The sequence below is a fragment of the Actinoallomurus sp. NPDC052308 genome, assembly GCF_040679195.1.
Taxonomy (GTDB): domain Bacteria; phylum Actinomycetota; class Actinomycetes; order Streptosporangiales; family Streptosporangiaceae; genus Actinoallomurus; species Actinoallomurus liliacearum.
In genome coordinates this window covers 1-13,627 of the sequence record NZ_JBFAUM010000059.1, presented here as the reverse complement: position 1 = coordinate 13,627, position 13,627 = coordinate 1, and the positions used below count along the sequence as shown (strand labels likewise).

Annotated in this window: 10 protein-coding genes and 1 pseudogene; 8 read left to right on the top strand and 3 right to left on the bottom strand. The window is 72.7% G+C overall.

Annotated features, from left to right (window positions below; genetic code table 11):
* Positions 1–71: 71 nt before the first annotated feature.
* From AB0L00_RS45340 to AB0L00_RS45330, 3 genes are all read right to left on the bottom strand, one after another.
* Complete coding sequence (locus AB0L00_RS45340; RefSeq protein ID WP_364444425.1) at positions 72–2,111, bottom strand: phosphocholine-specific phospholipase C; 2,040 nt, start codon at positions 2,109–2,111, stop codon at positions 72–74.
* 232 nt (positions 2,112–2,343) lie between these two features.
* Positions 2,344–3,846 (bottom strand): CYTH and CHAD domain-containing protein, encoded by a 1,503-nt coding sequence (locus AB0L00_RS45335; RefSeq protein ID WP_364444423.1) that lies wholly within the window; start codon positions 3,844–3,846, stop codon positions 2,344–2,346.
* A gap of 135 nt (positions 3,847–3,981) precedes the next feature.
* Positions 3,982–4,365 (bottom strand): hypothetical protein, encoded by a 384-nt coding sequence (locus tag AB0L00_RS45330; RefSeq protein WP_364444421.1) that lies wholly within the window; start codon positions 4,363–4,365, stop codon positions 3,982–3,984.
* 93 nt (positions 4,366–4,458) lie between these two features.
* Here AB0L00_RS45330 and argC point away from each other — a divergent pair, with 93 nt between their 5' ends.
* The 8 genes and pseudogenes from argC to tyrS all read left to right on the top strand — a co-directional run bounded on the left by argC (position 4,459) and on the right by tyrS (position 13,065).
* Positions 4,459–5,487, top strand: a complete 1,029-nt coding sequence (gene argC, locus AB0L00_RS45325) for an N-acetyl-gamma-glutamyl-phosphate reductase (RefSeq protein ID WP_364444419.1) — start codon at positions 4,459–4,461, stop codon at positions 5,485–5,487.
* Positions 5,484–6,638 carry a bifunctional glutamate N-acetyltransferase/amino-acid acetyltransferase ArgJ gene (gene argJ / locus AB0L00_RS45320; RefSeq protein WP_345356266.1) on the top strand — a complete coding sequence of 385 codons (1,155 nt, stop codon included), beginning with the start codon at positions 5,484–5,486 and terminating at the stop codon, positions 6,636–6,638. Before argC ends, argJ begins: the two co-directional genes overlap by 4 nt.
* Complete coding sequence (gene argB / locus AB0L00_RS45315) at positions 6,635–7,552, top strand: acetylglutamate kinase (RefSeq protein ID WP_364444416.1); 918 nt, start codon at positions 6,635–6,637, stop codon at positions 7,550–7,552. Before argJ ends, argB begins: the two co-directional genes overlap by 4 nt.
* A complete protein-coding gene (locus AB0L00_RS45310; protein ID WP_364444415.1) occupies positions 7,549–8,721 on the top strand; it encodes an acetylornithine transaminase in 1,173 nt (390 codons plus the stop codon). Before argB ends, AB0L00_RS45310 begins: the two co-directional genes overlap by 4 nt.
* Positions 8,718–9,221: pseudogene (locus tag AB0L00_RS45305) on the top strand (arginine repressor); the annotation flags it as partial. The gene AB0L00_RS45310 and the pseudogene AB0L00_RS45305, both read left to right, overlap by 4 nt.
* Positions 9,222–9,585: 364 nt before the next feature.
* Positions 9,586–11,016: an argininosuccinate lyase gene (argH, locus tag AB0L00_RS45300; RefSeq protein WP_364444413.1), complete on the top strand. Its 1,431-nt coding sequence runs from the start codon at positions 9,586–9,588 to the stop codon at positions 11,014–11,016.
* Positions 11,016–11,639 (top strand): DNA-3-methyladenine glycosylase, encoded by a 624-nt coding sequence (locus AB0L00_RS45295; RefSeq protein ID WP_364444411.1) that lies wholly within the window; start codon positions 11,016–11,018, stop codon positions 11,637–11,639. Before argH ends, AB0L00_RS45295 begins: the two co-directional genes overlap by 1 nt.
* A gap of 157 nt (positions 11,640–11,796) precedes the next feature.
* The gene (gene tyrS, locus AB0L00_RS45290; RefSeq protein ID WP_364444408.1) at positions 11,797–13,065 is read left to right on the top strand and encodes a tyrosine--tRNA ligase; all 1,269 of its coding nucleotides are present in this window, start codon (positions 11,797–11,799) and stop codon (positions 13,063–13,065) included.
* Positions 13,066–13,627: the final 562 nt, after the last annotated feature.

Here is a 13,627-nt window from a genome sequence, read left to right as displayed (position 1 = left end):
CCCCGGCCCGCGCGGTGGACCCCCCCGCGTCCCCCCGGCGCGTCGGCCGGGCGTACGACCGGGCCGGTGGCTCAGACCGTGGCGATCGCCGGGTCGCTGGTGCTCGGGCGTCCGCTCTCGACGTGACCGGCCAGCCGCCGGAGGAACCTCTCATCGTCGGACACGACCGACAGGTCGTACCAGCCGTGGCGGCGACGGGCGGACGCGATGTGCACGGCGCGCCCGCCCGGCCGCAGCCGGTACGTCACCGGCCGCTCGTCGCCGTAGGCGTCCTTGACCGTCAGCCGTACGGGCTGCTCGCCATCGTTGGTCAGCACCAGGCGAACCCGGTCGGCGCTCCCGTCGTGGCGTGCCGCCACCTCCGGGCCGGCGCCGCCGCTTCCCGCGAGCCGCCGGAAGAAGCCGTTCGGGCCGTGCACCTCGAAGTCGTACGCGCCCGGACCCCACGTCCCGGAGAGCCGCGCGCCGCGCCCGACGGTGTAGGTCCAGGGCCCGCCCGCGTGAGTCGCGGAGGTGACCTGGAGGGCGGCGGCCGCCGCACCGTGCTCGGCGAACTCGATCACCAGACCGCCGGCGCTCGCGCGACCGTCCGCCGTCAGGTCGTACGGGAGCGGCCGGGCGGGGCGCAGTCCGCGTTCCTGACGGGGCAGTGCCGGGTGTGCCGGCGGCTTCGGCACGTAGTCGGGGTGCCGGTCGCGGTCGGGCGGAAGGTACCCGCTGGTGTCGGGGAGGGCGGGCATCGCGGTGGCCGTCCGGCCGAAGTCGAACGCCGAGGTCAGGTCGCCGCAGACCGCTCGGCGCCAGGCCGAGATGTTCGGCTCCCGGACCCTGAAGCGCTGCTCCATGAAGCGGATGATCGAGGTGTGGTCGAAGGTCTCCGAGCACACCCAGCCGCCCTTGCTCCACGGCGAGACCACGAACATCGGGACGCGCTGCCCGAGGCCGTACGGGCCCGCGACGTCACCGCCGGGCCCCGCCGGGTGGTAGACCTCGCCGGTCACGTCCACCGTCGAACGTCCCTGCGCGGGAGATGACGGAGGGTACGGCGGCACCGCGTGGTCGAAGAAGCCGTCGTTCTCGTCGTAGGTGATGAACAGCGCGGTCCTGCCCCACACGTCCGGGTCGGCGGTCAGCGCGTCCAGGACCTGGGCGATGTACCAGGCGCCGTAGTTGGCGGGCCAGTTCGGGTGCTCGGTGAACGCCTCGGGAGCCGCGATCCAGGAGACCTGCGGCAGTCTCCCCGCCTTGACGTCGGCGCGGAGGACGTCGAAGAGCCCCTGCCCGTGCTTGGCGTCGGTGCCGGTGCGCGCCCGGTCGTACAGCGGGTCCCCGGGCTCGGCGTTCCGGTACTGCGTGAAGTACAGCAGCGAGTTGTCGCCGTAATTGCCGATGTAGGCGTCCCCGGTCCAGCCCCAGTAGCCCTTCGCGTCGAGGCCGTCGCCCACGTCCTGGTAGATCTTCCAGGAGATCCCGGCCTTCTCCAGGCGCTCGGGGTAGGTGGTCCAGGAGTATCCCGCCTCGTCGTTGCCGAGGACCGGACCGCCGCCCTTGCCGTCATTGCCGGTGTAGCCGGTCCACATGTAGTAACGGTTCGGGTCGGTCGGCCCCATCATCGAGCAGTGGTAGGCGTCGCAGATCGTGAAGGCGTCGGCCAGCGCGTAGTGGAACGGGATGTCCTCGCGGGTGAGGTAGGCCATCGTGGTGGCGGTCTTGGCCGGCACCCAGCGGTCGTACGCGCCGTTGTTCCAGGCCGCGTGCCCGCCGTTCCAGCTGTGGTCGAGGTCCTGGAGGAAGCGCAGGCCGAGGTCGGTGGCGTCCGGCCGGAAGGGAAGGACGTCCTTGGTCCCGTCGGACTGGTACCAGACCGGCTTGCCGCCGGGTAGCGTCATGGGACGCGGATCGCCGAAGCCGCGTACGCCGCGCAGCGTGCCGAAGTAGTGGTCGAAGGACCGGTTCTCCTGCATGAGCACCACGATGTGCTCGATGTCGCGCAGGGTGCCGCTGCGGCGGGCGGCGGGGATCTCCGCGGCGCGGGCGATGCTCGTGGACAGCGCGGTCATCGCGGCCGTACCACCGGCGAGCTGCAGGAATCGTCGACGGTCGATGCTCATGAGGTCCTGCCTCGGAGTTCGGGGTCATCGGGGCAGGACAGTGATCTCAAGCGATTCGCAACTCATCACGGCCGACGGGATAAATCCGGACGAAGCCTTGGCCAACCCGGACCGCCGCGCCCGTTCCCGGGCCCGGGAACGGGAGGCACCTCGGCGCGTCGGCGGCACTCGCTCCGGGTGCCGCCTGAGCGCGAGGCGCCCGCCCGCGTTGCTCGGGGAACCGCCGGGCGCGTCAGCCCACGCCGAGTCTCCGGAGCGGCTTGCGCTTGGCGGCCTTCTTCACCGCGGCCGGCAGGTCCCGCAGCGGGCGTTCCCGGTCGCGCTCCTCCCGCTCGCTGAGCCGGCCGAGGGCGAACGCCTCGATGGCCGGCGTCCCGGGTCGGCGGGCCAGCTCACCGAGTCGCTCGGCGGCGACGACGCCGTCGTGATGGGCGCCGAGCAGCTCCTGCAACCGCTCGGCCCGGCGGGACAGCTTCTTGGCGGGTGAGCCCAGGGCGGGCGCGGCGGCCTCGGCGGTGTAGCGGGCGCGCTTGGCGGCCTTCCTCGTCCGGTGCAGTGCCGCGTCGCGTGCGGGACCGGCGGGCAGGCCGGCCGCGTGGGCATGGCGGCGCAGCATCTTCCGCCAGGCCTTGGCGACGGCCTTGGCCGTCTCCGGCCGAGCGGCTCGGCCGGCGCGGCGGTCGAGGAGAGGCGGGGCGGCGAGGAAGGCATCGACGCTGTCGAGGAGGGCGAGGTAGCGCGGCGTCGACAGCGCATCCCGGAGCCGGTCGCGGCCACGGAGCTCCTCCGCCGCCATTCCGGCGAGCCAGCTCGGCTCCTGGTCGGCATCCGGCAACTGCGCCAGGCGCCGCTCGAACCGCGCCCGGAGGACCTCCAGGTCGCGGACCTCGCCCAGGGCGTCGGCCAGCCACTTCAGCTCGGTCTCCAGGCCGGCGGCGCGAGCCGGCTCGATCAGGCGCCGGTGGGTGCGCAGGAGGCTGCGCATCCGCCGGGCGGCCACCCGCATCTTGTGCACCGAGTCGTCGTCGTGGTCGGCCAGCCGGACCAGGGGGTCGTACGCCAGCATCTTCGCGAAGTGCCTACCCAGGTAGGTCACCAGCACGTCGCCGGCGGTGCCGGTGGCCGGCGGCCGCGCCGTGGCGGGGACCGTCTCCAGGGTCCGTGCCAGCTTGGACCGGGCGGCCGCCTCGCGGGCGCCGGCGTCGAGCAGGTGGTCGCCGACGGCGGCCAGGAAGTCGTCCGAGGCGGTGACGGCCTCGATCTCGATCTCCCGCCACGCCATCAGGCGGACCTCGCCGCCGTTTCGCCCGAACGGGTGCGCGTGCACCGTGTCGTCGGCGAGTTTCGCCAGCACCCGGCCGTCCTCGTCCAGCAGCGGGCGTTCGACCCGGCGGGTCTCCACCTCGGCCACGGGGATCAGCGGCCGGCCACGGGTGTGGGCGGTGACGAGCGTGACCAGCTCCGCCGGAACGTCCTGCGCGCTCTCGGCGAGCGGCAGCCGGATCTCACGCTTGGTGTTCTTGCCGGCCGGCAGCTTCAGATGCCATCCGGCGTCGTCGCCGCCCTGGCGGCGGCGCAGGGTGATCCCGCGTGCGGCGAGGCGCAGGTCCTCGGTGTCGAAGTAGCGGGCCTGGAGGGTGTGCGTCGCGGGGGCGCCGACCCGCACCTCCAGGTCTGGAAGCACGAAGTCGGCGTCGGCGTCGTACTTTCGCTCGAGCTCCGTATGGCGAGCCACGTCTTTCTCCTTAAACAGCGCTATATCGAGGCAAACGACATACCCAGATCGCGGCCGTCGAAGAATCGTCGTGGCGGGAGAGTGGCCGTCCGAGGAGCGGAGACGGTGATCAGTGCGCCTTCTGGGCGGCGGAGATCAGTGCGCCTTCTGGAACGCGGTGACGGTGGTGCCGCCCTTGGTGCAGTCGGCGCCGCGGCCGTTCTGCTGGATCTGGTCGGACGGGTAGATCACGCATGACCAGCCCTGGACCGCGAGCCCGCCTCCGCTGCCCTGCCCGGGCGCCTTGCCCTCGGCGACCGCGGCGAAGAACGCCTTGTAGACCGAGACCGCATCCCTGCACGGGGCCGAGCCCTTGGTGACCTTGAGGTATGCGGAGGCGCCGCCGGCGGCGTCGATCTGACCGCAGTCCACCGCGCCGGCCATCACCGTTTTCGTGGCCTTCGGCGTGCCGCCCGAACCGCAGGCGGCGGCGAGGAGCAGGACGGCCAGCGGCGGCGAGAGCACGGCGATGCGGCGCATGGAGGGACACTAGCGTCTTCTCGGATGCCGGGACGGCGGTTGCATGATGATGCAGGGAAATGCATACTTAACGCATCGGCGGAGGAGGAGATGATGGGTACGCGTGCGGCGGTCGCCGGAGCGAGCGGCTATGCGGGCGGTGAGCTGCTGCGCGTTCTGTCCGGCCACCCCGAGTTCGAGATCGGCGCACTGACCGCCGCGTCCAGTGCCGGCACTCTCCTCGGGGCCCACCAGCCGCACCTGTACCCCCTTGCGGACCGAATACTCACGGAAACGACATCCGAGACCCTGGCCGGCCATGACGTGGTCTTCCTGGCCCTGCCGCACGGGCAGTCCGGGCCGATCGCGGAGGGGCTCGGCGACGACGTGCTCGTCGTCGACTGCGGCGCGGACTTCAGGCTCTCCGACGCGGCCGAGTGGGAGCACTACTACGGCGGCACGCACGCCGGCACGTGGCCGTACGGCCTGCCGGAGCTGCCCGGCAACCGCGAGCGGCTCCGCGAGACCCGGCGCATCGCGGTGCCGGGCTGCTACCCGACCGTGTCGCTGCTGGCGCTGTTCCCCGCGTACGCCGCCGGGCTGGCCGAGCCCGACGCCGTGATCGTGGCCGCCTCCGGCACCTCCGGTGCGGGCCGGGCGCCCAAGCCCAACCTGCTCGGCAGCGAGGTCATGGGCTCCATGAGCGCGTACGGCGTGGGCGGCGCCCACCGCCACACCCCGGAGATCACCCAGCAGCTCTCCGCGGTGGCCGGCCACCCGGTCACCGTGTCGTTCACGCCGACCCTCGCGCCGATGAGCCGGGGGATCCTCGCCACCTGCTCGGCCAGGGCCGCGCCGGGCGTCACCGCGCAGCGCCTGCGCGAGGCGTACGCCCAGGCGTACGCCGACGAACCGTTCGTCCGCCTGCTGCCCGCGGGGCAGTGGCCCGCGACCGCCATGACGCTCGGCGCCAACACCGCCGTCGTCCAGGTCGCGCTCGACGAGCGGGCCGGCCGTGTCGTCGCGGTGGCCGCCATCGACAACCTGACCAAGGGCACCGCCGGCGGGGCCGTGCAGAGCGCGAACCTCGCCCTCGGTCTGCCCGAACAACTGGGTCTCACCACGATCGGAGTCGCCCCGTGAGCGTCACCGCCCCTCTCGGCTTCAGAGCGGCCGGCCTGGCCGCCGGCATCAAGAAGGGCGGTGAACGCGACCTCGCCCTCGTCGTCAACGACGGCCCGTCCCGCGCGGCGGCCGGTGTCTTCACCCGCAACCGCGTGAAGGCGGCGCCGGTGCTGTGGTCGGAGCAGGTACTGCGCGGCGGGCGGGTGCGCGCCGTCGTGCTGAACTCCGGCGGGGCCAACGCCTGCACCGGCCCGGCGGGCTTCCAGGACACGCACCAGACCGCGGAGAAGGTCGCCGCCGTCCTCGACGACTCGGCCGGCGAGATCGCGGTCTGCTCCACCGGCCTGATCGGTGAGCGGCTGCCCATGGACACGCTGCTGGCCGGCGTCGAGGAGGCGGCCCGCGAGCTGTCCCGCGACGGCGGCCTCCCGGCGGCCGACGCGATCCGGACCACGGACACCGTCGCCAAGATCGCCTTCCGCCGGGCGACCGACGGCTACACGGTCGGGGGCATGGCCAAGGGCGCGGGCATGCTCGCGCCGGCCCTCGCCACCATGCTCTGCGTCATCACGACCGACGCCGACGTCGACGCGGCGACCCTCGACCGGATCCTGCGGCGGGCGTGCGCGGTGACCTTCGACCGGCTCGACACCGACGGCTGCATGTCCACCAACGACACCGTCCTGCTGCTGGCCAGCGGCGCGAGCGGGGTGACCCCGTCCGAGGACGAGCTCGCCCAGACGGTCACCGACATCTGCGCCGACCTGGCCCGGCAGCTGCTGCTCGACGCCGAGGGCGCGACCAAGGCGATCGCGATCGAGGTCGTCGGCGCGGCCGACGACGAGGACGCGGTCCTCGTCGGGCGCGCGGTGGCCCGCAGCAACCTGCTCAAGTGCGCGATCCACGGCGAGGATCCGAACTGGGGCCGCGTGCTGGCCGCCGTCGGCACGACCGACGCCGTGTTCGATCCGGACCGGCTCAACGTCGCGATCAACGGCGTCTGGGTGTGCCGTAACGGCTCCGTCGGCGACGACCGCGCCAAGGTCGACATGCGGCCGCGGGACGTGACCATCACGGTCGACCTCGGCTCCGGCGCCCACACCGCGACCGTGCACACCACCGACCTGACCGCCGACTACGTCCACGAGAACTCCGCGTACTCCTCATGACGACGAAACCGCGCATACGTACGCAGGCGAGCGCCGCCGCCCTGCAGAAGGCGGCCACGCTCATCGAGGCGCTGCCCTGGCTCGAGGAGTTCCACGGCACGACCGTCGTGATCAAGTACGGCGGCCACGCCATGATCGACGACGAGCTGCGGCTCGCCTTCGCCCGCGACGTCGCCTTCCTCCGGTACGCCGGGCTCCGCCCGGTCGTGGTGCACGGCGGAGGCCCGCAGATCAACGCCCAGCTCGACCGGCTCGGGCTGGAGAGCACCTTCACGGCCGGGCTCCGGGTGACCACGGCGGAGACGATGGACGTCGTCCGCATGGTGCTGGTCGGCCAGGTCGGGCCCGACGTCGTCGGGCTGCTCAACCAGCACGGCGCGTTCGGCGTCGGCATGTCGGGGGAGGACGCCCGGCTCTTCACCGCCGAGCGGAAGACCGCGGTCGTGGACGGCCGGGAGGTCGACCTCGGGATGGTCGGTGAGATCGTCGACGTCGACACCGGCGCGGTCCGCAGCCTCCTCGACGACGGCCGCATCCCGGTGATCTCCAGCATCGCCCGCGGCGAGGACGGCGAGGTCTACAACGTCAACGCCGACACCGCGGCGGGTGCGCTGGCCGTCGCCCTGCAGGCCGGCAAGCTGATCGTGCTGACGGACGTCGAGGGCCTCTACTCCGACTGGCCGGCCGACGGCTCCACGGACGCCTCCGAGGTGATCGACCAGATCACCGCCGACGACCTGGAGACGCTGCTGCCCGACCTGTCGGCGGGCATGGTGCCGAAGATGGGGGCCTGCCTGCGCGCGGTACGCGGCGGGGTGCCGCGCGCCCACGTCCTCGACGGCCGGGTCCCGCACGCGCTGCTGCTGGAGGTCTTCACCGACGAGGGGATCGGAACGATGGTGGTGCCGTCATGAACGACCTGCGGAAGCGGTTCGAAGCCGCGCTGATGCCCAACTACGGCGTCCCGCCGGTCGCGCTCGCCCGCGGCGAGGGCTGCCGGGTCTGGGACACCGACGGCGCCTCCTACCTCGACCTGATCGGCGGCATCGCGGTCTCCTCGCTCGGCCATGCCCACCCGGCGCTCGTGCAGGCGGTGTCCGCGCAGGTCGCCACCCTCGCGCACACCTCGAACCTGTTCCTGCACGAGCCCGAGGTGCTCCTCGCCGAGCGGCTTCTCGGCCTGCTCGGCGGCGACGGGCGCGTGTTCTTCACCAACTCCGGCACCGAGGCCAACGAGGCGGCCTACAAGCTCGTCCGGCGGCACGCCGGCCCCGGCAGGAGCTACGTCGTCGCGGCCGAGAGCGGCTTCCACGGCCGGACGATGGGCTCCCTCGCGCTGACCGGCAAGGCGGCGATCCGCGAGCCGTTCGGCCCGTTCCCCGCGGACGTGCGTTTCGTGACGTACGGCTCGGTCGACGAGCTGCGGGCCGCCGTCACCGGCGACTGCGCGGCCGTCTTCCTCGAGCCGACCCAGGGCGAGGCCGGGGTCGTCCCTCCGCCGGAGGGCTACCTCACGGCCGCGCGGGCGATCTGCGACGAGGCCGGCGCGGCGCTCGTCCTCGACGAGATCCAGAGCGGCATCGGCCGGACCGGGACCTGGTTCCAGCACCAGCACGAGGGCGTCCGGCCCGACGTCATCACGCTGGCGAAGGGGCTCGGCGGCGGACTGCCCATCGGCGCCTGTGTCGGCTTCGGCCCGTACGCCACCGCGTTCGGCAAGGGCGACCACGGCTCGACGTTCGGCGGCAACCCGGTGGCCTGCGCCGCCGCGCTCGCCGTGCTCGACACCATCGAACGCGACGGGCTCCTCGACCACGTCACCAAGGTCGGCGACCGGCTCGCCGCCGGCATCGAAGCGGTCGACCACCCGCTCCTCGCGGGCGTACGCGGCGGGGGGCTGTGGCGCGCGATCGTCCTCACCGAGCCGAAGTCCGCGGCCGTCGAGGCCGCCGCCCGCGACGCCGGCTTCCTCGTCAACGCCGTCGCGCCGCAGGCCGTCCGGCTCGCCCCGCCACTGATCATCACGGCGGACGAAGTGGACTCCTTCATCGCGGCTCTGCCGGGCATACTAGGGGCGACATGACCACGCCCCTGACCAAGACGGCTCGGCAGTCGCGGATCATCGAACTGCTCGGCCGCAACGCCGTGCACTCCCAGAGCGAACTGGCCCGGCTGCTCGCCGACGCCGGTGTCGACGTCACGCAGGCCACCCTGTCGCGCGACCTCGTCGACATCGGCGCGGTCAAGCTGCGGGCCGAGGACGGCTCACTGATCTACGCGGTGCCCGGGGAGGGCGGCGAGCGCATCCGCCGCGCCCGGACCGGCGCCGCCGAGACGTTCGGCGGCCGCCTCGCCCGGCTCGCCCAGGAGCTGCTCGTCTCGGCCGAGGCCTCCGCCAACCTCGTCATCGTACGGACGCCGGCCGGCGCCGCGCAGTTCCTCGCCTCGGCCATCGACCACGCCGACTGGCCGAACGTGCTCGGCACGGTCGCCGGCGACGACACCGTCCTCGTGATCGCACGGGATCCCTCCGGCGGCGCCGACCTCGCGGCCGCCCTGCTCGCGCTGACCGAACGGCGCCCGGACGAACGCGCCGTGCGCGGTCCGCGTGACGTCGGCGGCCCCGCCGACCAGACATGGGAGCCCGTCGGTGCGGACGACCCCGGCGCCCGAGGCGTCGGCGCGCCGACGCTCCGGGAGCACGCCGAACGACGACCGTAGGGGGCGTCCGGCGCCACCGGACACCCCCTGAGGGCACCGCCCGGCGCGGCGCCCGACCGATGCTCCGGCCCGGAGCACACCCCGGCACCCGCCGGGAACACCTTCATGATCGAGCTTTTCGGCCGCCTACGGACGGCCGCCGACACGGCCCGCCTGACATGCAGTAGTTTCGCATCGGCGGCCGGTCAAGGACGCCTGCCAACAGCTTCCCAGGGAGAAGAACAGCGTGACGGACGACCAGCAGCGCAAGACACCGACCAGGCTGTGGGGCGGCCGGTTCGAGGGCGGTCCGTCCGAGGCCCTCGCCCGGCTGTCGGTCAGCGTGCAGTTCGACTGGCGGCTCGCCCCGTACGACCTGCTGGGGTCGCGCGCCCACGCGCGGGTCCTGCACCGGGCGGGCCTGCTCACCGAGGACGAGCTGCGCCGCATGCTCGACGCGCTCGACGATCTCGACGACGCCTGCCGCTCCGGTGAGTTCCGGCCGGCCGTCGCCGACGAGGACGTCCACACCGCGCTCGAACGCGGCCTCCTCGAGCGCCTCGGCGCCCTCGGCGGCAAGCTGCGCGCCGGGCGCAGCCGTAACGACCAGGTCGCCACCGATCTGCGGCTCTACCTGCGGGACCACGTCCGGCAGATCGTCTCCCGGCTCGTGGAGCTGGAGACCGCGCTGATCGCGCAGGCCGACCACAACCTCGGAGTCGCCGCACCGGGGATGACCCACCTGCAGCACGCCCAGCCGGTGCTCTTCTCCCACCAGCTCCTGGCGCACGTGCACGCGTTCGCCCGCGACGTCGACCGGCTGCGGGACTGGGACAAACGGGCCGCGATCAGCCCGCTCGGCTCCGGCGCGCTCGCCGGGTCCTCCCTGCCCCTCGACCCGGAGGCCGTCGCCGAGGAGCTCGGCTTCGCCGCGGCCGCCCCCAACTCGATGGACGCCGTCAGCGACCGCGACTACGCCGTCGAGTTCCTCGCCGCGGCCGCCCTGATCGGCGTGCACCTGTCGCGGCTGGGGGAGGAGGTCGTCCTCTGGGCGTCCCAAGAGTTCCGCTGGATCGAGATGGACGACACGTACGCCACCGGGTCGTCGATCATGCCGCAGAAGAAGAACCCGGACGTCGCCGAGCTCGCCCGCGGCAAGTCCGGCCGGCTCATCGGCCACCTCACCGCCCTGCTGACCACCCTCAAGGGCCTGCCGCTCACGTACAACCGTGACCTCCAGGAGGACAAGGAGGGCGTGTTCGACGCCGTCGACACCCTCCTGCTCGTCCTGCCCGCCGTGTCCGGTCTGATCGCCACCATGCGCGTCAACACCGAGCGTCTGGAGGCCCTCGCGCCCCAGGGCTTCGCGCTCGCCACCGACGTCGCCGAGCTGCTCGTCCGTAAGGGCGTGGCGTTCCGCGAGGCGCACGAGGTCGTCGGTCACCTCGTCGTCTGGTGCCAGGTCAACGACAAGGACTTCGGCGACCTCAGCGACGATGAGCTCGCCAAGGTCTCCCCGCACCTGACCCCGGACGTCCGCGACGTGTTCTCCGTGCAGGGCGCGCTGGCGGCGCGGAAGGCGTACGGCGGCACCTCCCCGGAGCGCGTCGCCGAGCAGCTCACGACGCTCCGCTCCCTCGTCGACGGCCACGCCTCCTGGGCGGCCTCGGGGGCCTGATGAGCGCTCCGCTCCCGCGCGCGTTCTTCGACCGGCTGCCCGAAGAGGTGGCGCCCGACCTGCTCGGGTGCGTCCTCGAGCGTTCCTCCCCCCAGGGCACGGTCGCCGTGCGCCTGACGGAGGTGGAGGCGTACGCCGGGCCCCTCGATCCGGCCTCGCACGCGTACCGGGGCCGGACGGACCGCAACGCCGTCATGTTCGGTCCGCCCGGCCACGCGTACGTGTACTTCACGTACGGCATGCACTACTGCGTGAACCTCGTGTGCCTGGAGGAGGGCACCGCCGCGGCCGTACTGATCCGGGCGGGGGAGATCGTCGAGGGCCGCGAGCTGGCCATGGCGCGCCGGCCGCGCTCCTCGGAGCGCGACCTGGCCCGCGGTCCGGCCCGGCTCTGCGAGGCCCTGGCGATCGACCGCGCCCTGTACGGCGCCGACGTGTGCGACCCGGAGAGCCCTCTGCGCGTCCTGCCGGGCGCGTCGGCCGCCGAGGTGCGCACCGGCCCCCGTACGGGCGTGACCAGTGCCAAGGACGTGCCCTGGCGGTTCTGGATCGACGGGGACCCGAGCGTCTCCGCCTACCGTCTGCACACCCCTCGCCGACGGGGCCCGGAGGCGCGCCGCTAGATCCGCGAGACCGGCCGTGCCGGAGGGTCCGTCCGCGGTCGGCCGTGCTCAGCGGGAGAAATCGGTGGGAGACCCGCCGGACGCCCCGTTACCTTGATGTCGAACCGGTCCGGCATCCTTGGTAGAGACCGGACGTACGTACGAGACGAGGAAGAACGTGGCCGACATACTGGACGATCTCGCCTGGCGGGGCCTGATCACACAGTCCACCGACCTGGACGATCTGCGGGCGATGCTCGCCTCGGGGCCGGTCACGCTCTATTGCGGTTTCGACCCGACCGCGCCCTCTCTCCACGTGGGGAGCCTGGTGCAGTTGCTGACGCTGCGCCGGTTCCAGCACGCGGGCCACCGGACGATCGGGCTGGTCGGCGGCGCGACCGGGCTGATCGGCGATCCGAGCGGCAAGAGCGCCGAGCGCACGCTGAACTCCGAGGAGGTCGTCGCCGGCTGGGTCGAGCGCATCCGGGCGCAGGTGTCGCGATTCCTCGACCTGACCGGTGACCGCGGCCTGATCGTCAGCAACCTCGACTGGACCGGCCCCATGTCGGCCATCGAGTTCCTGCGCGACATCGGCAAGCACTTCCCGGTCAACCGCATGCTCGCGCGGGAGACGGTGAAGTCGCGGCTCGACACCACCGGCCTGAGCTACACCGAGTTCAGCTACGTGCTGCTGCAGTCCATGGACTTCCTGGAGCTGTTCCGCCGGTACGACTGCCGGCTCCAGACCGGCGGCAACGACCAGTGGGGGAACCTCACGGCGGGCGTCGACCTCATCCGGCGAGTGGAAGGGGGCAGCGCGCACGCGCTGACGACCCCGCTCGTCACCCGCGCCGACGGCACGAAGTTCGGCAAGACGGCCGGCGGCGAGACGTACTGGCTGGATCCCGAGCTGACCTCGCCGTACGCCTTCTACCAGTTCTGGCTCAACGCGGACGACCGCGATGTCTCGACGTACCTGAGGTACTTCAGCTTCCGGAGCCGTGAGGAGATCGAGGAGCTGGAGAAGGCGACGAGCGAGCGCCCGGCCGCCCGAGCGGCGCAGCGAGCCCTCGCCGAGGAGCTCACCACGCTCGTCCACGGAGCCGATGAGACGCAACGCGTCATCGCCGCGTCTCGTGCGCTGTTCGGCCAGGGCGACCTGGGCGAGCTGGACGAGCGCACGCTGGGCAGCGCGCTCGCCGAGGTGCCGTCCACGACCGTGTCCGGGCCGCTGCCTCCGGTCGTCGACCTGCTGGTGGCGACCGGGCTGGTGGGCAGCAAGTCCGAGGCCCGCCGTACGGTCGCGCAGGGCGGGGCGTACGTCAACAACGTCAAGGTCACCGATGAGGCGGCCGTACCCGACCAGGGCGACCTCCTGCACGGCCGCTTCCTCGTGCTGCGGCGTGGCAAGCGGAACATCGGCGGAGTGACGGTCGCCTCCGAGTGACCTCACCGGGCGGCGCCCCTACCGGGGTGCCGCCCGGCCCGAGCACGCACGGACGGTCCGCGAGCCGGGACCGCGTCGCGACGCGTCCGGTCGGCCGTAGGGGTGGGAGAGGCCGCCGTCGATCGTCCGCACGTACGGTCTCCTTCGGGCCTCCTGGTTTTCGAGGTCACGAGTCGAGACTCAGACGGATCCCGGTGATCAGCGCAGATGCGATCACGTAGCGCCGATTTGACGGGTTATCCAGGTGGACGTAATGTTCTCTTCGCCCCAAGGGGAGCGGGACGCCGGAAGGCGGCCGGCCCGGGGGAAACCCACACGGAGTGTTGTTCTGGTCCGGGCGTTGTCCGGGCCGGGGTAGCATGGTGTGGTCGCCCCGAGACGGGATGCGGAACATCGCTGAGACGGTGGTCGGCCTGTGGGGAACTTCTGGATGGTGCTGCTGCGGCCGGTTCGCCGGTCGGGGTTGCTGCTGTCTGGAGGGGGCGTTCCGGCTGTGTGTGTCGGTCCCATAAAGATCTACGGATCGGGGTTGACAAACGGAGCGGGGGCGCTAAGATAGAAG

Excerpts from the sequence above, each read along its gene's own strand:
- AB0L00_RS45340 (WP_364444425.1), bottom strand. The coding sequence starts at position 2,111 with ATGAGCATCGACCGTCGACGATTCCTGCAGCTCGCCGGTGGTACGGCC.
- AB0L00_RS45330 (WP_364444421.1), bottom strand. The coding sequence starts at position 4,365 with ATGCGCCGCATCGCCGTGCTCTCGCCGCCGCTGGCCGTCCTGCTCCTC.
- argC (WP_364444419.1), top strand. The coding sequence starts at position 4,459 with ATGGGTACGCGTGCGGCGGTCGCCGGAGCGAGCGGCTATGCGGGCGGT.
- argB (WP_364444416.1), top strand. The coding sequence starts at position 6,635 with ATGACGACGAAACCGCGCATACGTACGCAGGCGAGCGCCGCCGCCCTG.
- AB0L00_RS45310 (WP_364444415.1), top strand. The coding sequence starts at position 7,549 with ATGAACGACCTGCGGAAGCGGTTCGAAGCCGCGCTGATGCCCAACTAC.
- AB0L00_RS45295 (WP_364444411.1), top strand. The coding sequence starts at position 11,016 with ATGAGCGCTCCGCTCCCGCGCGCGTTCTTCGACCGGCTGCCCGAAGAG.